Origin of the sequence: Bacteroides sp. L10-4 (assembly GCF_013373675.1) — a bacterium.
Lineage (GTDB): Bacteria > Bacteroidota > Bacteroidia > Bacteroidales > Bacteroidaceae > Bacteroides > Bacteroides muris.
Genome location: NZ_JABXJH010000016.1, coordinates 44,403 through 66,859 on the forward strand (window position 1 = coordinate 44,403; position 22,457 = coordinate 66,859).

At 48.1% G+C, this 22,457-nt stretch carries 14 protein-coding genes and 1 tRNA gene; 4 read left to right on the top strand and 11 right to left on the bottom strand.

What is annotated here, in order from left to right:
• Positions 1 to 8 precede the first annotated feature (8 nt).
• Complete coding sequence (locus HU824_RS07285; protein ID WP_136009739.1) at positions 9 to 2,363, bottom strand: BamA/TamA family outer membrane protein; 2,355 nt, start codon at positions 2,361 to 2,363, stop codon at positions 9 to 11.
• 79 nt (positions 2,364 to 2,442) lie between these two features.
• Entirely contained in the window at positions 2,443 to 6,990 is a 4,548-nt protein-coding gene (locus HU824_RS07290) for a translocation/assembly module TamB domain-containing protein (RefSeq protein WP_176468505.1), read from the bottom strand.
• Between the two features lie 358 nt (positions 6,991 to 7,348).
• On the opposite strand from HU824_RS07290, the gene HU824_RS07295 reads away from it, so the two are divergent.
• Positions 7,349 to 7,585 (top strand): hypothetical protein, encoded by a 237-nt coding sequence (locus tag HU824_RS07295; protein WP_176468506.1) that lies wholly within the window; start codon positions 7,349 to 7,351, stop codon positions 7,583 to 7,585.
• Between the two features lie 155 nt (positions 7,586 to 7,740).
• Here the strand turns inward: HU824_RS07295 and HU824_RS07300 are convergent, their stop codons facing one another.
• Genes HU824_RS07300 through HU824_RS07315 form a run of 4 tightly spaced genes read right to left on the bottom strand, consistent with a single transcriptional unit; the run spans position 7,741 to position 13,539 of the window.
• The gene (locus HU824_RS07300) at positions 7,741 to 10,086 is read right to left on the bottom strand and encodes a hybrid sensor histidine kinase/response regulator (protein WP_176468507.1); all 2,346 of its coding nucleotides are present in this window, start codon (positions 10,084 to 10,086) and stop codon (positions 7,741 to 7,743) included.
• 5 nt (positions 10,087 to 10,091) lie between these two features.
• Entirely contained in the window at positions 10,092 to 11,435 is a 1,344-nt protein-coding gene (locus tag HU824_RS07305; RefSeq protein WP_176468508.1) for an MATE family efflux transporter, read from the bottom strand.
• 1 nt (position 11,436) lies between these two features.
• Positions 11,437 to 12,675: a pitrilysin family protein gene (locus HU824_RS07310; RefSeq protein ID WP_136009733.1), complete on the bottom strand. Its 1,239-nt coding sequence runs from the start codon at positions 12,673 to 12,675 to the stop codon at positions 11,437 to 11,439.
• A gap of 24 nt (positions 12,676 to 12,699) precedes the next feature.
• A complete protein-coding gene (locus HU824_RS07315) occupies positions 12,700 to 13,539 on the bottom strand; it encodes a peptidylprolyl isomerase (protein ID WP_176468509.1) in 840 nt (279 codons plus the stop codon).
• Positions 13,540 to 13,632: 93 nt separating this feature from the next.
• Here HU824_RS07315 and HU824_RS07320 point away from each other — a divergent pair, with 93 nt between their 5' ends.
• Together HU824_RS07320 and HU824_RS07325 are read left to right on the top strand one after the other, a co-directional pair.
• Positions 13,633 to 14,973 (top strand): sigma-54 dependent transcriptional regulator, encoded by a 1,341-nt coding sequence (locus tag HU824_RS07320; RefSeq protein ID WP_176468510.1) that lies wholly within the window; start codon positions 13,633 to 13,635, stop codon positions 14,971 to 14,973.
• 223 nt (positions 14,974 to 15,196) lie between these two features.
• A complete protein-coding gene (locus HU824_RS07325) occupies positions 15,197 to 15,379 on the top strand; it encodes a hypothetical protein (RefSeq protein ID WP_136009730.1) in 183 nt (60 codons plus the stop codon).
• Between the two features lie 232 nt (positions 15,380 to 15,611).
• On the opposite strand, the gene HU824_RS07330 is transcribed toward HU824_RS07325, so the two are convergent.
• The 4 genes from HU824_RS07330 to HU824_RS07345 all read right to left on the bottom strand — a co-directional run bounded on the left by HU824_RS07330 (position 15,612) and on the right by HU824_RS07345 (position 20,282).
• Positions 15,612 to 18,149: a S9 family peptidase gene (locus HU824_RS07330; RefSeq protein WP_176468511.1), complete on the bottom strand. Its 2,538-nt coding sequence runs from the start codon at positions 18,147 to 18,149 to the stop codon at positions 15,612 to 15,614.
• 10 nt (positions 18,150 to 18,159) lie between these two features.
• On the bottom strand, positions 18,160 to 18,831 hold the full coding sequence (locus HU824_RS07335; RefSeq protein ID WP_136009728.1) for an RluA family pseudouridine synthase: 672 nt from the start codon (positions 18,829 to 18,831) through the stop codon (positions 18,160 to 18,162).
• Between the two features lie 88 nt (positions 18,832 to 18,919).
• Complete coding sequence (gene fabG / locus HU824_RS07340) at positions 18,920 to 19,666, bottom strand: 3-oxoacyl-[acyl-carrier-protein] reductase (RefSeq protein WP_005828602.1); 747 nt, start codon at positions 19,664 to 19,666, stop codon at positions 18,920 to 18,922.
• Between the two features lie 31 nt (positions 19,667 to 19,697).
• Positions 19,698 to 20,282, bottom strand: a complete 585-nt coding sequence (locus HU824_RS07345) for a TetR/AcrR family transcriptional regulator (RefSeq protein WP_136009727.1) — start codon at positions 20,280 to 20,282, stop codon at positions 19,698 to 19,700.
• Positions 20,283 to 20,519: 237 nt separating this feature from the next.
• On the opposite strand from HU824_RS07345, the gene HU824_RS07350 reads away from it, so the two are divergent.
• Positions 20,520 to 20,592 (top strand) — tRNA-Met (locus tag HU824_RS07350).
• A gap of 180 nt (positions 20,593 to 20,772) precedes the next feature.
• Here HU824_RS07350 and HU824_RS07355 read toward each other — a convergent pair.
• Positions 20,773 to 22,320, bottom strand: a complete 1,548-nt coding sequence (locus HU824_RS07355; RefSeq protein WP_176468512.1) for an arylsulfatase — start codon at positions 22,318 to 22,320, stop codon at positions 20,773 to 20,775.
• Positions 22,321 to 22,457: the final 137 nt, after the last annotated feature.

The window sequence follows — 22,457 nt, forward strand, 5'->3', positions numbered from 1 at the left end:
ACAAACAATCAGAACGGATAACCGATGGCAAAGTGCACAGCCAGTCCGTCTTTGAACTTAGGAATATTGTAATATCCCGACTTTCCGGTATCATACGGATTATGCAGTCCGATACCCAAATCCAGACGGAAAACAAGGAAGTCCAAATCGTAACGCAAGCCGAATCCCGTGCCCAAAGCAATCTGTTTCGGGAAGTTCTTCAGGGTAAACTCACCGTTCGGGCGACTTTCGTCCTTGCGCATCAGCCATACATTGCCGGCATCCAGAAACACAGCCCCGTGCAAATCCGCAATCATACGGAAGCGATACTCTACATTGGCTTCCATGCGGATATCGCCTACATGGTTAATATAGGTATACTTCCTGTTCTTCTCGGGAGGATAGCCACCCGGGCCTATGCTGCGCGCAGAGAAAGCACGCACACTATTGGCACCACCGATATAGAACTGTTCTGTATAAGGGGCAGTCGTAGCGTTTCCGTACGACCATATCACTCCTCCCGCAATGCGCGAGGCTATCATCTGATTCTTGTCTATACGGTAATGATACCTGAATTCCGAATTCAGCTTCAGGAACTGTGCGAAAGGCACACCGAAAAGCTTCTTTCCCTCCTCGCCGAACGGCTTGCCGAACATGCGGTAAACAGCCGAAGTCAGATTACCGGCCGATACGACAGTGGTCTGCCACCAAATGGGATTGCGCTTGCGACGCACAGAAGCATTGTCATAAGTATAGGTATACTCCATAGCTGGTATAAACTGGTCGCGCAAACTGACATAGAGAGCCGGATTCTGGGCACGCAACGCATCAAAAGCAGCCGTAGGATTGCGCAGTACATTAAACGTCAGTCTGAAAGGAGTTATACTGTGCCTGGAAGTGGCTTTGGGTTGGAAGTCGTAAGTGACGTTACCGCCAAAAGCCAGCAATTTATAATATTTGGCACGATTCACCTGATTGGCATACAAACGGAATGTCGTAGTGGCAGGAAAATCATATTCACGGTCACCCATCCGAGGAAACACCACGCGCGGAAAGACAAGCGAGGAGGAAATGCCCAGTTCATAACTGTTCATCAAGGAAGAGCTCTCCTTGCCCGTCTGCCATTCATACGAAGCGTTCAGCTTCACATTCCAGCTTTCGCCGCCACCGAAGACATTGTTCCTGGTCACGGTAAAGGCAGCACCCGGTCCGGTCTGGTTATTGCTCTTCATGGTGACATTAAAATCCAATTCGGCATCGTATGGCTTATCAAGGGCGGCAATGACTTTCACATCTAATGTATCGGACACAAATGCCGTATCACGCGGTATATACTGCATTTCGGCATAACGGAAGATGCCGACACTTGCCAGTCGTTCCTGAATACGGGTTTGCCGATACAGACTATACAAGCTCTGCACGGAACGCTGGCGGGCAATACCCGCACTGTCCTGTATCTGACGTTTCCGCCGATAACCTTGATAGTTCAGCCAACGGTAAAGCATGTTGGGACGTACCGGAGGTTTGTTATAGTAGTGTATGGTCAAGCCTTTATAATCCATGCTGTCATTGGGCTCCTGCCCCTGTTTTCCAAGAAGATATACGGATTTACGCCCCACACGGAACTGCCTCTCGGCTACCGTTGGCATACCGGGAACGGGAATCAAGCGCATCTGGACATGCCCATTAGGAACCATCATGGTATCTGCCTGATAGGTCAAGTAGTCGGGACGGAAATAATAACAGCCCACATTACGCAGCAAGGTGCTGATACGGGTACGCTCCCCATCCAAATCAGCCACATTGAATTGTTCTCCCGGACTGATAAGGGAACGTCGACGCCCCAATTCCATGATGCGGGTGGTGCGCTGGTTAAAACCACGATAATATACCGTATCTATAAAATAAGGATTACGCATATCTACTGTATACTGCAGTTTGGCTTTCAAGGAATCCTTCGGGTCTGCAAATGTCTTGTAGCTGACGCTTCCATTGAAATAGCCATAATCGCGCAGCAAGTTGACAGCCGCCTTTTGGCGAATATCAGGATTCACTGTGGACATAAGTACCGGAGTGGCGGCAAACTTATTGAATATCCACTTGCCCAACCCTTTCTCGTATTTCTGGAAACCATTGTAAATCCACAGTCCGAAAGGAAAGGGATAACGGATTCTGGAACTTCCCAACAAAGAATTATTGGGCGCCGTGGCAAGAGCCGCCTCCACCTCTTCCATAGCAATCTCGCCAACGGGAGTTTCACTGCGATTCAATACCACCATCGGCTTCTGGCCGGTATAGAGTATTTCTCCTTCGGGCAAGTGCTTCGTAGTAGAGCAACCCGCCAGAAAAATCAATCCTGCAACATGCAATATCAATCGTTTCATATCATTTGCTTCATATTAAGTTTCAAGCTGATGAAGATGCAAGGAGGGAAAGAAGATGAATACTTTTTGCTTTGTCAACTCACTCCCTCTTCAACCCGTTTTCCCGCTCCTTTATCCCCTTCTTTTTAAAGATGAAGAGTTCACCCAACCGGTCCATCTTCCGGCGCAATACAAGGCCGACACCCGTCTCGGTTATCTCGCCATCAAGTATGCTTTCATAATTTTTATTATGGAATACCCGGACATAACGGGTGCCCGAAGCATCAAGGCGGTATTCCAACGATATATTGTCGATGAACGACTCCGCATTGTTCGTGGCATTGGCACCGGTAGATACCTTACCACCGATGACAATCTGCACGCGGTCGTTGAAGAAACGCTGGGAATAACGGAAGCTGAAATCTTTCTGCGTGTCGCCTGTTTCAGAAGAGGTACGGTCTTCCACACCCACGCTGATATTAGCGCCCTTTATGCCTCCCGCCAAAGAATTTATCTGGCTCTGAAGCACAGAGTTCAAGGCAGCTCCCATCGTCAATCCTCCTCCTTTGGCACCACTATTCAGATAGATGCCTGTGGCAAGCATGGCAATGGCCTGCTTACTGCGCTCCTCCGCGCCCATGGCTTGCAGTTCATTCTCCACAGCGGCATCTTCGGGTGCTGAAATATCGAAGATGAGATCAGGCGATTCAAGCTTGTTCTTAATGGAAATGGAAACATCGAAATTCACCATTCGCGAACCTTCCCCATCTCCATCGGACACAGAAGAACGTACACGTTCCGTTGCTTTCAGATTCAGAGCAGGATTCATGATATTGCCCCGCCAATCCACATAGCTGCCGGGATTGAACTGGAACTCCTTCAGCGGAATAATGGGCAACGAATACTTCATGACACCGCCCGAAAGGGTGTAGCGTCCGGTAAGGCTCATATCTCCCTGCGGGGTATACTGCATGTTCAGGTCACCACCGCCTTCCAGTTCGATATACTTGCTGCGGTCGGTACTCAGGTCGGCACGAAGGCGGACCGCATCGTCTATATGGACAGACATGTACATCTCCAACCCTCCCAGCGACATGGCCGGCACCTCTTCTGCCGCCACCGACATGGTATCGGCAAACGAGGTAAAGGTGACCAGTCCGTCAAGGCGGTCTTCTACAGTCAAAGGAGAGTCGGTCAACACATACGTCACGTTGGTATTGCCCAGCAGGTTCATGTTTCCGCGCATGGCAAGCCCGTCAAGCGGCCCCTTCACCGTGGCACGCAAATCGACAAACACTTTTCCGTAAACCAAGCTCTCGCGGGTGCGCGGTGCATCCAGCAAGGTATAATTTTCGGCCAGCAGATTGAGATTGGCTGTAGGACGTTCCATATTCCGGAAATCTACCTTACCGTCAATCGTAAACGGATTCTTGCTGGTGGTATAAATGGCAAACTTATCGAATATCAACTGGTTGTCTTTTACCTGTACCGGACGGTTGTCAAACCAGTAACGTGCTCCTGCCTGACGTGCGTAGACCGACACGCTGTCCAAAGCAATATCACCATGCATCTGAGGCTTGTCCGGCGAACCGCCAATATAAAGCCCCCCATCAATATCTCCGGTAAAAGTCACCATTTGGTCAGGGATGAATGCATTGACCATCTTCAATGGGAAATGTTCGAAACGAGTGGACACTTCCAGGGTATCCTTTCCGTTCTTCTGCTTCAGGATACCGTCGGCAGTCATCACCTCTTCATTATCATATGTAAAATAGGTATTCAGATAGTGTGTATCCTTGTCGCCCGGTAACCAGGTAGCCCCCAAGCCGATATCGCCCACAGGCTGACGTTCATAGGTCAGTTTCTCTACATTAGCTTCGGCAGACACCTGCAAGGAAGTGGCGGTCTGTATATAATTTGCTTCGGCGGAGAACAATCCCGTAAGCCGGGGCATATAAGGAAGCACATCGGTCAGTTCGTCCAAACGCAACCGGTTCAGTTCCACATTTATGTTCTGCAAAGAAAGGGTGTCATCCTTGTTTGACTGCATGCGGAAGCACAAACCGTCGTCGCTGTCCATGTCGATATTGGCATAGACGCGCATATTCTTATGCAAATAAATCCAGTTACAATTGTCCTCAAAATGGAATTTACGGAAAGCAATAATCGGCTCGGCAGGAACGAGGTTCAGCAGCACACCATTACCGCGACCATGTCCTTCGGTCAACGGACGGGCATTAATACCGAATAGCACACCGGTCTGCCCTTTTCCATCCACATAATCCACAGTCAGCTCCGCATCTTCATTACGGACTTCACCCGTCAGAGTACTGCGGAACACAAACTGCGGGTTCTTGGGACCGTTTATGACACCGCCTTGCAACTTCATGCGGGCAGTATCCTGTTTCACTGTAAAAAATATCGTATCAAGCTGCAAGGAGTCCATACGCAATCCGTGAACAGCCGTACGCCCGTTGATGCCGACTTGCGGAGTAAACCCGAAACTCAGTTTGAAATCATTATAGGAAATACCCTTTGCAGCCAGAAAATAACTGACGGGATTCTGATTACCGGCTTCCAGATGCATGCCCGCTGAAGGAAGGACTTGGCGCAAAGCGGCATGGTCCAGACACCGTTCATCAATCTGCTTTGTCAGGATAGAGACAAATTTATCCGACTGTTCCATCAACTTCTTCAACGTGCTGTGGGCGCGGAAACGCAGATTCAAGTCACCGGCATCAAGCCTCAACTTGAGAGAATCATGGCGTGCCTCCACTCCCATTGTAAAGGCAAACGGGTGTTTCAACGGTCGGGGCACCAACCCCAGCTTATGCAGATTTACCTCTTTCACATTCAAATCCAAAGCGCCATCCAGATAGCTGCGGTCAAGACGCATATCCGCATTTCCCTGCATCTTGAGAAGAACATTATCGCTGGCAAGACGGACGGTAGCAACGGATGACTTGAGTCCGGCACGCACATCCACGCCGGAAATGTCCCAATGGCCATACTGTAGTTTTTCCAAGGAGGCATTCAAAGCAGCCACAGTCTTTCGTGATGCCATATCCACCCCTTGTCCCTTAGCGGACATCTTTGCCGTAAGAGCATAGATAGAGTCCTTAGGCAGGAAGTGATGCACCTGCAAGTTGTTGATGGCAAGGTCGGCATGGTAGGCCTCCGTAGCAAGGTTATAGGCAGCGTCCAGATTCAAGTCGCCCTCCTTCTCTTGCAGCTTCAGGGTAGCAGTGCACTGCGCCCCCTCCACACCGACACGTGCCGCAAGGTGCATGCTGTCCGGCACGATGACAGAGCCGTCGGGAGTAATGTCGGCAAGTCCGGTCAGGAAGTTCAGGTTCTGTGTGTGCATTTCAAAGTCCATGCTCCCGCTACGTTTTACACTGTCGGTCAGATTCCAAAACTCTCCTCCTCCACTCAGCGAAAAAGCTCCGGGCAGCTCGGCCGTAAAACGTGAAATCTGCATCTGCTTCAGGTTTCCTTCTGTACCGGCATGAATCGTCAACGGACGGAACGGGTAGGCTTCCTTGAAAGCTTCCGGCAGGCCACCGGCAAAAAGCAGTACATCCTGTTTGCCGATACGGGCATTGAAACGGGCTGTCAGACGGCCGGTGGTAGGCATATTTATCAGTTTCCAGTAAGTCTGTGCCGTAAGGTTCATTTCACTATGAGGTGTCAGTAACTTCAAAGAAGGGATACGGATAACGGTAGAGTCGGCAAACAACCGACCGGTCAGAGAAGTTACACTCAAACCGGAACGCTCATACATGGAAAATTCCCGGATAACGGCGTTCATATCCCTGCCGTAGTACATCACAGAGTCAATGCCCAGACGGATGTCACGAAGAGCTATGTGCGAGGGGTCGAATCCTATCGCACTTCCCGGGCCGCCGGTATCATAATTGACGGAAGTTCCGGTCAGCTGGAATTTCCTCCAGCCATAGAACTGATGCTTCAGGTCGGCGGCGGCATCCGCAATCTCTGCATCCCCTATATGGGCTTTCAGTCCCATAGAGTCCAACGGCATCTGTAAATCGACCGATACATTCTTCAATTTCAGGGTATGGAGAGTCACTTTCCAGTTCAACACCGTCTCAGTGGTATCCTTGGGAGTCTCGGTCGTATCGGTAAGCATCACCTGAACGTGGGTATCGCTCAACTCAATGTTATTGAGGATAGCATCTTCCTTAGTGAGATCTATGCCATGGCTTTCAAGAAAGAAATGCCCCAGTACCCCTTTGATGCGCATGCCTTCCACCAGATTGGAGGAGTTTACGGCAACTTGTTTCAAGGTAATGTCATCTACCTCCACTTTTCCTTTAAACAAAGGCCATGCCTGCACATGTACATTCAGGCTTTCCAGATTCAACAAGGTATCGGGATGCTGCACACCGGCAGTGCTGTCAGCCGGTTCTACTACAAGTACACCACGAACCAGCAGATTCAAAGGAAAGCGCAAATCAATCCGTTCTACGGATATATCCATACCCGTAGCATCTGACGCAATTGCCGTAGCTTGCTTCCGTATGAAACTTTGTACGGGAGGTACATAGAGCAATATCATCAGTATTATAAATAATGTTATAGGAGTAAGCAACGCCCAAAGTGCTATTTTAAATCCTTTTCTTTTCATCGGAACGTTAATCAGTCATCGTATTCAAAAGTTCTACAAAGGAAACAATTTCTTGTGACATTTAGTTCTTATACGTTGCGAAAAGAGTAACATTTGTCGCATTTTAAAAAAATATAATAAGAGACAAGATTGGTTCAAGCTATTGCATCTGCCTACTGGTCGGCTGACAGACGTAGCGGGTTTCTTCCCCGCCGACGGTTTCGACGGTCCGATGATGACCAAGCAGTGAATCTACAACTCCTCGGCACGCCTCAAAAAACATCCCACCCGCAATCGCTTCCTATATGGCTGCGGTGACGAGGGGCTTTATGCCGAAATCTTCAATCTGGAAGACAACCGGGTCATCAACCGCAAAGTCATGCTCGACCAATATCCTACCTATCAGCCTGGCGAAGACGGCATCTCACCGGAAGGAGCTCCGGATTGGCAATTGACCGGATTCAAAGTATCCGTGACATCCCGGTACATCTATCTGCTTCTATCCCGAGAGAGCCATGGCGAACGGCGTGCCATAACCCGAGGACAAACGCCCGACAAGTTCAAGGGTCCAGGCAAAAGAACCGCTTTCAGCGAAGAGATTCTTGTATTCGACTGAGAAGGCCGTCTGTGCCACAAGCTGCACCTAAATCCCTTCGTGGTCAACATTGCCGTTACGGAAGACGACAGCCTCATCTATGGCATCACGGAATCGGAAGCGTATGAACCCGTCCTGATGCGTTACCCCCACATCTTCTGAAAGCAATGCCTCCCTCAGCCTGCCGGAATGTGCCGATACACTTCCTCCAGCAGGCGCAGTGCCAAAGCTGCCTTTGTCCCCCATTCGTCCGTAAAAGGCGTTCCCGCAGCGGCTTCCAACTGCCTTAACAATGCCACAACTTCCGCGGCTCCCAACAGTTTGAAGAGGGGAATCATTTTATGAGCGACAGCGGCCATCCCATCCATATCGCAAGCTGCAACAGCCTCTTCCAAGCGATGGATATTGAGACGCATCTCCGATCGAAAACTCTCCAGAATAGATTGTGCAGCTTCAAAATCATCGCCTGCAAAGGAAGTCAACGCAGCGAAGTCATAGGTCGAACCTGCCACCACAGAAGCAGCCTTCACAATGGGCACCGCAGCCGCGGCAATGGCATTTGCCGTACCGGTAGACATCGAAATAGCCGTTGCTTCCGCATCTCCGGCATTCGTTTCGCAAAGAAGTTCCTGCACCGTAAAAGGCTTGTGCAGACACCCGGCAAAGCCGTGCGAAGTAAATTCTTCACGCTTCATGTCACTACGGGCGGTTACGGCAATAATCGGAATGGACTGTGCTTGCGGTATATTTGAGGCACGTAGCAGCTTCAGCAAGTCGAAACCATTAATGGCAGGCATCTGTACATCTGTGAGCAGCGCATCAAAAGTCTCCGTGCGCAAAGCATCCAACAATTCGTCCAATTGCAGGCAGGAAACAGAATTTATACCGCTCTGCCGGAGCATGGCGGCAGTAAGAGTAAGCTGAATACGGTCGTCATCAATAAGGAGGACATTCTTCAGTGAAGGATGAGGAATAGGGAATGAAGAATTGCCATTCTGCATGTCGGCACAGTCCGGCTCTTTATCCTTAATGTCATGTCCTTCACTTCTTATGGGATAAATAGGAATATATATGGTAAAAGTGCTTCCCTTACCCGGTACACTATCCACTTCAATCGCACCTTCGAGCAATTGTACCAACATACGGACGATGGAAAGTCCGAGTCCGAATCCTTCTTTTCCCTGAGCGCCCGGCAAGCGGGTGAACTCCTGAAAGATACGTTCACGGTCGGCAGGCTCCATTCCCTTACCGGTATCAGCAATGGCAACTACCAGTTGACGGGCTTCGTAACGGGCCGTCATGGTAACACTACCCCGGTCCGTAAACTTCACGGCATTGGACAGCAGGTTATTGATAATCTGGCGCAGACGCAAGGAATCGCAGATATAAGTGCCTCCCAGTTCGGAGGCTATGTCACAATGAAACGTCAGCCCTTTGGCAGCCGTAAGCGGTTCAAAACTGACGTGTATCTCTTCGAGCAGACGGGAAGGATGAAAGGTGACCCGGTTGACTTCGGCCTTGTTCAAGTCAAGGCGATGGAAATCGAGCAAATCAATGACCAGCTTCAGCAGATGCTCCGATGAGGTTTTCATATTGTCCAGGTAAAACCGCTGCCGCTCATCCACCGTCAGCCGGGAAAGCAGATCGGCATAGCCCATGATAGAGCCGAGCGGTGCTTTGAAGTCATGGGTAATGGCAAGCATCAGTTTTTCACGGACAGCAAGCAGGTCTTCGGCGCGACGGCGGGCCTCTTCAAGTTCACGGCGGTAACGGTTGCTGCGGGTTATGTCGCGACCAATGATAATAAGAAAAAAAGCGGAAAGCACCACCGCCCCTGCGGCAATGCCACCGATAATCTTTGCCGAACGGTAGCGAACCGCTTGTTGATATTCGTCCTCCTCCCGGGCACGCAGCAATGTTTCCGTCTCATAATCTTTCAGCAAGCTGTCAATGCGGGCTGTCAGTGTATGGTCCAAACGCTGCAGATAGCGTTTACGTCGCTGTATAACAGTGTTTACAGCTTTCTTCTGCCGGGCCACAGCCCGCAGTTTCTCATGCAAAGAGTCGGCCGGATTATAAGGTTCTATCACCGTATCCGTTGCAAATTCGAGGGAGGTTTTTACTTGGATAGCCGTATCTTCCTTGGAGGGGACAAACACTTCACCCAAACGACGGAAAAACCCCTTCTTCTTAGGACGCGTCACAACCGTATCCCGATGTGTAATGATACGATGCTGCACACGCTGCTGGGCCACTACCGAATCCTGCCGGGCAATTATCTGTTCAATGTCGCTAGTAGATACCACACTGTCACTCGCCTCACTCAGCGTACGCAGCATTCTTATCGTGTTGGCATCTTTCTCTCGTATCAAGGCAAGCACACTATCCGCCCATTGTACATTGTGGTCATCGGTAAGAATAAGGTTCTCCATTTCCCGCCGCACGAATAACAAGGAAAAAAACAATACAGCCAGCAACAAAGTGTAGCCTACGGCAATCTTTACTTTGGAGACACTATTCATACTTATCAGGCCCTGTTCCTTGTCTGTTTACGGAATCTCAACCACAGCATCAGCCCCGCACTGGTAAGTCCGAACGGAAAAGCCATCCAGACTCCCGTCAGTCCCCAGCCGAAGATGAAGCCACAAAGGTACCCTACAGGCAAAGATATCATAAAATAGGATATAAATGCAATAATAATCATTGGCTTCACGTCCGAGATACCGCGCAAAGCATTGGCAAAGTTAATCTGCAACCCATCACCGAACTGGTAAATCAAGAACGGGAAGAAAAGAGAAGCAACCATGGCAGAAACCTCCGCATTGTCCGTAAACCATCCGCCCACTTGTCCGCGAAGTGCAAAGACGATACTCAGCAACACCACTTCCATACAAAGGACAATGTGGAAACCTGCATATGCCGAGCGACGCACATTCTGTCCGTCTTCCCGCCCCTTGAAGTTGCTGACACGCACAGCAACCGCAGCACCCATGCCGTAATACATCATAAAGGTGAACTGAGAGATAGTAAGCATTATCTGATGCGATGCCAAAGCAAGTGTTCCCAACCAGCCTACCATGATGACACTCAGACTGAAGGAAGCCGTCTCCATCCCCATCTGCATGCCGACGGGCCAGCCCAGCGCATTGAGTTTCTTGAACATCGGGGTCGACCATCCCAACCGCATGAAACCGATTCTATAACGAATAAACCGACGACTGCGGAACATAATCAGCGTAAAGACCACCACCATTACAATGCGGGAAAACAAGGTACTGATACCCGCACCCAGCAATCCCAGTTCCGGGAAACCCAGTTTGCCATTAATTAGAATATAGTTTCCTACGATGTTAAGCGCATTTCCTCCAAGCAGAATCCACATGGCCGTCTTGGTATCAGTGATGCCGTCGGTAAACTGTTTGAAACCGTTGAACAACATGACAAAAACCAATGAAGCAAGCAACACCAGATAATAAGGCTTAATCAGAGGCAGTAATTCTTCAGGTTGCCCCAACCGTTCTACATTGAAATACAGAACAGTCATGACGAAAGTCAGCAGTAAAGCCACCAGCACATTGGCCACCAGACTGCACCGCAACGCCTGTCCGGCCTCGGCAAAACGGCGGTTACCGTAAAAGCCTCCTACAATCGGTGTCAGCCCGTAACTGAAACCCGTACTGAAAATAATGCATAGAGTAAACAGATTGTTTACAAAAGAAGCGGCCCCCAGCTCCTCCGTGCTGTGATGCCCAATCATCAGCGTATCGGCAAAACCAAGTACAATGACTCCCAACTGGCCCACCACAATGGGCAGTCCCAAGAGAAGCAGTGCTTTATAGTGTTGCTTATACGTATCAAATAAATTTCTCATACTAAAGGTTTTCTTTTTGATAATAGAGCACAACCCCGTTTTCGTCACGGAACGTCTGCTGTGCCACTCTATGAAGCTGTTCTGCCGTCACGGCACGGTAATTGTCTACTTCACGGTCTATGTCTTCCGCCTCTCCGGTCAGCTCAAACCAGGCAAGGTTCGTAGCAACATTCAAATAATTGATGTTGCCGAATATCTGTGTAGATTCAAACTTATTCTTTACCTTCTCCAATTCCTGCTCTCCAACAAGCCCAGATTTCAACTCTTCCAGTTCTTGCCGAACAGCAGCCTCGGCTTGCTCCAGAGATACGCCTGCAGAGGGTTTTCCACTGATATGCAGCAGTCCGGCATCCCGTGTACCGGAGATATAGGCATCGAGACTGGAAAAGAGCTTTTGCTCCTGCACCAGCCTGCGGGTCAATCGGCTGGAACTTCCATTGCTCAGAACATCCGATAAAATATCGAATGCATAATAATCGGCATCCTTACGGCTACACATGTGATAAGCCATGAACAATGCATCCAAAGGAACATTCCGTTCCACCGTTTGTCGGCGTTCCACCGTCTGTGCGACTTCTTGCGGCAATTGCCTTACAGGCACGTTTCTACGGGGAATGGGAGCGAACCACTTTTCAGTCAGCCTCACCGTTTCTTCCCACGAAATATTTCCGGTAACGGCCAAAACCGCATTATTAGGTGCATAAAAACGGAAAAAGAATTCCTTTACCTCATCCAGCGTGGCATTGGCAATATGAGAAAGGTCCTTTCCGATAGTAGGCCAGCGATAAGGATGCGTCTGATAGGCCAAAGGACGAAGCAGATGCCCCACATCGCCATACGGTTGGTTCAGGCAACGTTGTTTGAATTCCTCCATCACTACCGCACGCTGCACTTCAAGACTCTGCTCACTGAATGCCAGTTCCAGCATACGGTCGGACTCCAGCCAAAAACCGATTTCCACATTCGATTTCGGAACCGTCAGGTAGTAATTGGTAATATCATTATTGGTCCATGCATTATTCTCCCCACCTGCCAGTTGCAAAGGAGCATCATAATCAGGAATATGCACCGAACCTCCGAACATCAGATGCTCGAACAGATGGGCAAAGCCCGTATGCCCGGGATGTTCGTCACGAGCACCCACGTCATAAACAATATTCAAGGCAACCATCTGCGTGCTGGTGTCCTCTTTGTGCACCAACCGCAGACCGTTGTCAAATATCTTTTTGTTTATCTTCATAAAATGGAATGACAGATTACATCATCAATCTATCACAGTCACTTTTTTAATAACCACATCCTCTTCGGGACGGTCGTTACGGTCGGTCTTGACCTTCTGTATTTTATCAACGATATCCATACCTTCCAGCACTTCACCGAATACGGTATACGCACCGTCCAAATGCGGAGTACCGCCCACAGTAGTATAGGCCTTTACTTGCTCGGGAGTAAATTTGAACTCCGGTTCCTTGGCAACCTGAGCCTCGGCCTGCGCAATCAATGAATCCTGCAAGTTCATCAAGCCATCCTGATCGTTATTCTTGCGCATCTTGTAGATTTCTTTCATGTGCTTCTGTGCCAATGCATTGAAAGCATTGTTCAGACGCATCTGGTTCATCTGCTGTTCCATACCCAGCAAAGTAGAATCACCATACACCTTTCCGGTCACAATGTAGAACTGACAACCGGACGATGCCTTCTCAGGATTCACCTCATCACCCTGACGTGCAGCCGACAAAGCACCTTTTTTGTGAAAATACTTCGGATAGACGAATTCGGCAGGAACGGTATAACCCACATCACCCGTACCAAGCATCTTGCCTTTCGGGGCCTTCTTCGATTCCGGGTCACCTGCCTGTATCATAAAGTCCTTGATGACACGGTGGAACAGCGTACCTTCATACGTGCCGTCTTCCACCAGCTTGATAAAGTTATCACGATGTTTCGGGGTTTCGTTATACAGTTTCACGATGATATCACCCGCACTTGTCTCAATCTTCAACTTCGTTTCTTTTTCCATATCTACTTCTTTCTTTTGTCCCGGCTTGCAGGCAGTCAGACCGCAAACCAGTATAGTTAATAATACAATAAGATTTCTTTTCATTTTGTTTTTTATTTAATTTAAGTTTGCAAATATACTAAAATCAGACAAAAGCACTTACCTTTGCCTGCATAAAAGAGATAAAAGGCAAAAGCGATGACATCCATATTAATCGTAGAAGATGATATTACTTACGGCATGATGCTAAAAACATGGCTCGGCAAAAAAGGTTTCCAAGTAACCTCCGCCAGCAGCATAGCCCGTGCTCAAAAACATATTGAGTCGGGAACCGTAGATTTGATATTATCCGACCTGCGTCTGCCCGACAAGGATGGCATTGACTTACTGAAATGGCTGGGCGAACGCAACTTGCAAATACCGCTCATCATCATGACGGGATACGCTGATATACAATCGGCTGTCCAATCCATGAAACTGGGAGCCTGCGATTATATAGCCAAACCGATAAATCCGGATGAATTATTGAAGAAAATAGAGGAAGCGCAGAAAATGCGTGCCGGCCATAGTTCTTCAAAAGGCACTCCCGCCAAAGGGATAGAGAGCACTCCTCCCCCTTCCGATTATCTAGAAGGAGAGAGCGATACCGCCAAGCAACTCTATAATTATGTGAAACTGGTTTCACCTACCAACATGTCCGTACTCATCAATGGCGCCAGCGGAACGGGCAAAGAATACGTGGCCCACCGCATCCATCAACTCAGCAAGCGTGCCGACCGGCCGTTTGTAGCCATCGATTGCGGTTCTATCCCCAAAGAATTGGCCGCCTCGGAGTTCTTCGGCCACATAAAGGGTGCCTTTACCGGCGCATTGACCGACAAGACGGGCGCTTTCGTTGAAGCCAACGGTGGTACCATCTTTCTGGATGAAATAGGAAACCTGAGCTATGAAGTGCAAATACAGTTGCTGCGTGCTTTGCAAGAGCGCAAGATACGTCCCGTAGGCTCGAACAAAGAGATAAGCGTGGATGTGCGTCTGGTATCCGCCACCAACGAAAATCTGGAGCAAGCCATCGGAAAAGGGATGTTCCGTGAAGATTTATACCACCGTATCAATGAATTCACGCTGCGCATGCCGCAACTCAAAGACCGCCGCGAAGATATCCTGCTCTTTGCCAATTTCTTTCTGGACCAGGCCAACCGCGAAATGGACAAGCAACTGACCGGCTTCGACGATAAAGCATCACGCGCCTTATTGGAATATCCTTGGCCGGGCAACCTGCGCCAGATGAAGAACATGATACGCCGTGCCACACTGCTGGCGCAAGGCAAATTCATTACAATTAATGAACTAAGCGAACTGAAAGAACCAGCACCGGCCATCATCGGTATTCCTCTCCGCAACGAGGAGGCAGAGAAGCATCAGATTATCGAGGCGCTGCGGCAGACGGGAAACAACAAGAGCCGTGCGGCACAACTGTTGGGAATCGACCGCAAAACACTGTACAACAAACTGAAACTTTATCACTTGTCGGACTGAGAAGTGTGGAATAATTCCACATCTCCCTCCACATATTCCACATTTTTCCACACTGTGTCATACTGTGCCTCGAATTCATATACAGTTATATTTCAACAACTTAACCGAACCGCACTTCTTTTGGCACATCATTTGACCTGTATTAAGCGTAAGCACCAAGCGCTACACCAAGCAGGCACTTAGACTTAACAACAATATATTATCAACCTAAAGCAAATGAATTATGAAAAAATTAGTATTAGTAGCAGCCCTGTTTATGTTTGTTTGTGGCGGATCGTTCTTGGCTCAAGCCAAGGCTCCGGTAGAACAGCCGAGCAAGACAACAACCTTGTCTAACGACACTGTGATAACGGATACTTTGCAGAAAGCCGAGAACGTCCCAGACACAGCAAAAGTGGCCGAATAACAGTAAGCACACTACAACAAAAAAGCCGTTTCCTCCTTGTCTATTCTGGGAAACGGCTTTTTTATTTCATCACAGTAAGATACTTATTATCAGAAAGAAATCACTTTATATTCATTTTACCCATCATAAAGCGGCACTTTATTACCAGTAAAGTATTGCTTTATCACTAATAAAGCGGCACTTTATCGGTGATAAAGTGCCGCTTTACAATAGGTAAAGTAGAGATAAAGTATTACCAGTTCCTTTCCGGATAAAGGTCATTCCACCATGCCGGACTATCCTGCAACCAGCGGGCAAACCAAGCCATGATTGAATTGTGCCACAATTCACGCTTTGCATAATCAGACACAAAATGATTCTCACCGTCCACGGTAATGAATTCCACCGGCTTGCCCAATATCTTCAGCGCATTATACAACTGGATACTTTCACCGATAGGCACGTTCGTATCTACCGTGCCATGCAGCAACAACAGAGGAGTCTTAATCTTGTCCGCATTGAACAGCGCTCCATGTTTCGTAAACAAATCGGGATTATTCCAAGGATAGCTCTCGGCAGCCGCCACCGAGTTATAGGAGTATCCCCAGAAACCTTCGCCCCAATAGCTCGTCACATTACTGATACCTGCATGTGAGGCAGCGGCAGCGAACATATCCGTCTTAGTCTGCAGATACATCGTCATGAATCCTCCATAAGAGGCGCCCAAGCATCCGATACGTTTATCGTTGACAAACGGATGGGCTGCACAGAACTTCTTCGTGCCTTCAATAATTTCATCGGCCGTACGCTCACCCCAAGCATTGACGTGGCGTGCAGAGAACTCCTGGCCATACCCGATGGCACCACTGGGCTGGATAACATAAACCACATAGTCGCGTGATGCAAACAACTGTGCAGAGTACGGAGAAGTAATGCCGCGGGTCGTAGGAGTCGTTCCTCCATAATAGTACACGATAAGCGGATACTTCTTGTTCGGGTCGAAAGACGGCGGCAGGCAAATCATTCCCTTTATCTCCGTACCGTCCGAAGCTGTAAAGTTCCACTCTTCCATCTGTCCCAGCTCAATCTTATCGAGGATGGGCTTCATGGGGTTGGCAAGCAGGGTGGAAACTTTTTTCTTCGTGTCGTACGTGTAAGCTACACCCGTGCTGGCGTTTCCTCCGCCCACATAGGCAGCCACAACCGGATTGTCATCGGCCAGCGTGAAGGAAGTAATCACATCCTCTTCAAGCGGCAGCATCTCAAAGCCACCCGTCTTCGGAACATAACGATAGATATGACTGCAATCTCCATCGGTCGTATCGAAATAGATACATCCGTCCACACGGTTCCACTGCACGAGAGACACCGTAGGATTGAAATCGCGCGTGATGGCTTGCACTTTCTTTGTAGCCAGATCCATAATGAAGGCTTGGGTATCAAAGTCATTGGCAATGGGATGTTCACCACAGTTCTTGCCGATGCCTCCGAAAGCGGACGGACTGCCGGTCACCAGAAGCTGTTTGCCGTCCGGAGAATAGGAAGCGCCTCCCAGATAGGCATCCCAAGCCACCAGTGTATCTGCCTGCAAGGTGGCCAGATCAATCTCGAAAAGAGAAGAGAGAGAAAAAGGACATCGAGTGATGTCTGGCTTGGAAGTGCTGCACAACAGTTTCTTGCCATCCGGAGAAATATCATTCAGATAGACGTTGCGGTTACCATAGGTCAGACGCTCGGAAAGTCCCGTCGCCACATCGTATTTCATGAGATAATAACGGTTGCGAGAATTGGGGATACGGTCGTCCGGATGCAAGAGACGTTTCAACGGGCCACTCACCTTTTCGCCCTCGTCCGTGAGCATATAGATAAGGTATTCTTCCGTAGGAGACCAGCTGAAATATCCTTCCGGGACATTCTTCAGCAGCACTTCTTCACGCATCGTAGCAGGGTCGAACACAACCAGGTCGTTCTGCTTCTCACCCACAACCGTATAGTAAAGCTTGTTGCTGTTGGGCATCCACTTCATCCCTTCATTGGCATTGGGCAGTATCACCCGGCCGGTCTTCACCTCGGTCAGTTCACAACGGGTTCTGAAACGTTTCACGTCGTAACTGTCCGAATAGCGGGTCAGCAGGTACTTGCCGTTGGGCGAAAGAGAAACCCAGCTCACTCGGGAACCGAAATTGGTGTTGAACAAAGAAAAGCGTCTCTTCATGTCCGGTGCTATCTGACAGGCTACATCGGTAAAGTCTTCTTCCTTTTCAAATTCGCATTTCAGCATCGGCTGCATCTTGTCGTCCGCGCTTGAAAGCAACTTGATAACAATTTCATAATCTGCTTCGGGATTCATGCGCAGACTCACGGCCGTAGGACGAACCTGCGACAAGCTGTCCTCTGCCGTCTCCTTGACCTGTTTGGATTCACCGTTTACAAACACCTCAAAACGGGCAGGGGAATATACATTCAGCTTGCCCTTCATGAAACGCTCGGCACGCAGATTGGTGGCAAACAGATAGAACAGATTGTCCTTATCCGCCTTTGCCACAGCGATATATCCGGCCGTATCAGCCGCCATACGTTCGTACTGACATCCGTCGAAGCCGAGGTTGACCTTCGTCTTCAAAAGATTACCGACAGTAAACTTATCTCCTTTGAAGTTGATACTATCGCCTTGGAGGGGGGTGCGCACCGTAACGGCAGGACGCACATTATACTCAGCAATTCTTTCCTGAGCTTGGGCAGCCAATCCCGCAAGGAGCAGCAAGCCCGACAAAACTATGATTTTCTTCATTACAGTAAGATTAAATCGTTTCAAAACCATTCCATAAATTTCCGGGAGGAACAGGCGCCTCCACTTCTATCAGTTCCTTGGACACCGGATGCACAAAACGGATAGACCGCGCATGCAGACAGATGCTGCCGTCGGGATTGGAGCGGGGCGAACCATACTTCAAGTCGCCCTTGATAGGAGAACCCATCTTTGCCAACTGACAGCGTATCTGATGATGACGTCCGGTTTTCAGGTCTACTTCCAACAGATAATAGTTCTGCGACCGCCCGATAATCCGATAGCGCAAAATCGCTTTCTTGCTGCCCGGCACCTCCTTGTCGTAGGCATAACTCTTGTTCTGTTTCTCGTTGCGTACCAAATAATTCACCAGCTCCCCTTCTTCTTCGCGAGGCAGGTTCTTCACCACTGCCCAATAAGTCTTCTTCACCTCGCTGTTCTTGAACATCTCATTCAGACGCGATAGTGCCTTACCGGTCTTGGCAAAAACAACAAGACCGCTCACGGGGCGGTCCAGTCGATGGGTGACACCGATAAAGACATTTCCGGGCTTGCTGTACTTCTCTTTCAGGTACTGCTTTACAGTTTCCGAAAGCGGTGTATCACCCGTTTTGTCTCCCTGAACTATCTCGGAAGCGGTCTTGTTGACTATAATGATATGATTGTCTTCGTATACGACAGTCATCGTTATTTCAAAAATTAATAATGACAGAATTAAAGAATGAAAGTAGATTGTACCTTTCAATTCTTAATCCCTCAATTTGCTTGTCATTCTACATATTCATACCACCATCTACCTGAATTACCTGACCGGACACGTACGAAGACATGTCAGAAGCCAGGAAGGTAGCAATGTTTGCCACGTCTTCGGGTGTACCGCCACGGCGCAAAGGAATCTTCTTGCACCATTCAGCCTTCACTTCTTCGGACAAGGCATCGGTCATGGCTGTCATGATGAAGCCCGGAGCAATGGCATTGGCACGGATACCGCGAGAGCCCAGTTCCTGTGCGATAGACTTGGCCAAAGCAATCATACCAGCTTTGGAAGCAGAATAGTTGGCCTGGCCGGCATTGCCGTGAACACCTACCACAGATGCCATATTGATAATGCTACCTGCCTTCTGCCGCATCATGATAGGTGTGCAGGCATGGATAAAGTTGAATGCCGATTTGAGGTTGACATTGATAACCATATCCCATTGCTGTTCGCTCATGCGCATCATCAGGCCGTCGCGTGTGATACCGGCATTGTTTACCAGAATATCGATGCGACCAAAGTCCTTATGGATTTCTGCCACTACATTGGCTGTGTCTTCAAAGTTTGCCGCGTTGGAGGCGTATGCCTTTGCCTTTACTCCCAAAGCTTCCAGCTCCTTTGCTGTAGCCTCAGCATTTTCATCAATCACCAAGTCAGTGAATGCAATATTTGCTCCTTCTTGAGCGAACTTCAAAGCGATAGCCTTGCCGATGCCACGTGCTGCACCCGTCACAATGGCTGTTTTTCCATCTAATAATCCCATACTATTTTTAAATTATTTATAAAATGTATTCTTACTTCTTCCCCAACGCGCCAAGCACCAGACGGGTAACGTAAGCATCCCGCACCTCATCCTCCAGATTGGCTCCTATATGGCCACGAATATAAGGTGTTTCAATGCCTTTGACACTGTAATGCACAATCTCGGCAGTCATATCCAAATCGTCTATCTGGAAAACACCTTTCTCCATGCCTTCACGCAAGACTTCCTTGAAAAGTTGGGTTTCCTTGGCGTCAAAACGTTTGCGCACTTTCTCCACTCTCCAAATATCCCGAAAGAAATTGGCACGAAGGGTACCGTTCCGAAAAACAACCTCCTTCACTGCATCCAGATGGGTATAAATCATTTCCATCAGTTTCTCGTCCGGCTGAACATCCTTCTCCACCACACGCTTCATCATATCCGAGAGAATATCCAGCTCCGACTCAACAACAGCCAAGTAAATATCTTCCTTGCTCTTGAAATAGGTATAGAGCGTTCTCCTACCTTTCTTTGAAGCGAGGGCAATATCATTCATCGTGGTATTTTCAACACCCATCTTTGCAAACAGCTGACGGGCAACGTCCACTAATTTAGCTTTTGTTTTAGATACGGTCATAGATTAATTGCACATTGCTTTATTATTTGAGCAAAAGTAAGACATTTCCGCATATCTTACAAGAAAACATTCATTTTATTAACAAATAGCTCTAAAAAAAAAGAAAAAAGCGGACTTGCTATTATTCTATTTATCAGCATATTACCAAAAAAAGCCTACTCAATCTCAAAATTATCATGCATTTTATTTGCATATTAAATAAAAAGCCGTACCTTTGCACTCACAAAACGACAACATCGCGGAGTGGAGCAGTTGGTAGCTCGTTGGGCTCATAACCCAAAGGTCATTCGTTCGAGTCGGATCTCCGCAACTATAATGAGGATAAATAGCTGATGTAAGCTTTTTATCCTCTTTTTTTTTAAAAAGGTCGGACAGGGCAGGGGCAGTTTGCAATTTTTTTATGGAAATACGTATAAAACAGATACCCTCATAGCCTAACGACCATGAGGGTATCTACCGATTAAAAGCAAACCTGATTCTCCGATATACTTTACTTCATCTTTATACTTCTGTCTCGTACTTTTCTCAATATCTTTTCCAGTTCGAACACTTTTTCAGGATATTGTGTTGCCACATTCTTTTTTTCGCCTACTTGCTTCATATCATATAATTGAGGAGTACCCAAATATCCAGTTTCAATTTTTGGTCCCCAAGTTATCATTTCCGGTCCGTCACTTCCTTCTATGAATTTCCAGTCTTTGGTACGTACAGACAAAGTGTGGTTGGCGGCTTGCTCAACAACCCATGGACGATCCGTCTTGTCTTGGCCCAACAAGTTGCCCAGGCGGTTGTAACTGTCGGGAGCACTTCCTTTCGGAATACGAGCATTCACTAAAGAAGCCAATGATGCCAACCAGTCTATTTGTGAAATAAGAACATCGCTAACTCCGGGCTTGCCGACGGCCTGGGGCCAATGCACAATTACAGGAACGCGAGTACCTCCTTCGAATGCACTATATTTCCCCCCTCGCAAACCACCGGTAGGTTCGTGACCGTTCAGTAATTCTTCCGCTTTGTCATCGTATCCGTCATCTACCACCGGACCATTGTCACTGGAAAGGATAATCAATGTATTCCCGGTCAGCCCCATTTCGTCAAGGGTTTCCAACAACCGACCTACACTCCAGTCAAACTGTGCGATAGCATCACCACGCAACCCCATCTTGTTTTTACCACGAAAACGCTCATGTGGAAAACGGGGAACATGCACATCATTCGTAGCGAAATACATAAAGAAAGGCTCATCCTTATGTTGCTTGATAAACTCAATGGCATGTGTAGTAATGGAATCAGCTATATTTTCATCTTTCCACAATGCTTTCCCCCCCCCTTTCATATAACCAATCCGGCTGATACCGTTTACAATGGACATATCATGTCCGTGGCTTGGTTTGAGATTGTACAACAGTTCGGGGTTGTCTTTACCGGTAGGCTCACCGGGGAAATTTTTTACATAGCTCACTTCTATCGGAGCGGAAGGATCGTAATTGGCAACTTGGCCATTTTCAATAAATACACAAGGAACCCGGTCGGCCGTGGCAGCCATAATATAAGAGTAATCGAATCCTAAATCGCCCAAAGAGGCGGAAAGAGGAGCATTCCAATCTTGTTGCCCAGTTTTGTCACCTAACCCCAAATGCCATTTACCAAATGCTCCTGTGGCATAACCGGAACTTTTAAACATATCTGCTATGGTGTACTGTTCGGGACGTATAATCATTCCCGCATTTCCTACCGCAACGTCTGTTCCCGGTTTACGCCATGCGTATTCTCCTGTCAGCATGGAATATCTGGACGGGGTACTGGTGGCAGCGGTGGCATGTGCGTTGGTAAACCGGATACCTTTGGATGCCAAGCGATTAACATTAGGGGTTTGCACATTTTTTGCCCCATAACATTCCAAGTCGCCATATCCCAAATCATCAGCATAAATAAGAATCACATTCGGTTTGTCCGTATTCTGCTTTCCATTTTCCGCATAAGCTGTCAGGTATGAAGCTACAGCTAGAGAAAGCATTCCATAGTTTTTTTTTTTCATATAAAGTACCATTATTTTGTAAGTAATGCGAATCAGTATTTGAGATCACTTACTGATTCAGTTTATAAATTGTTATTATTCAATCTCCTCATATACTCATCTCTTAATCTCCTTGTTAATCAACAAATTATAAGAGT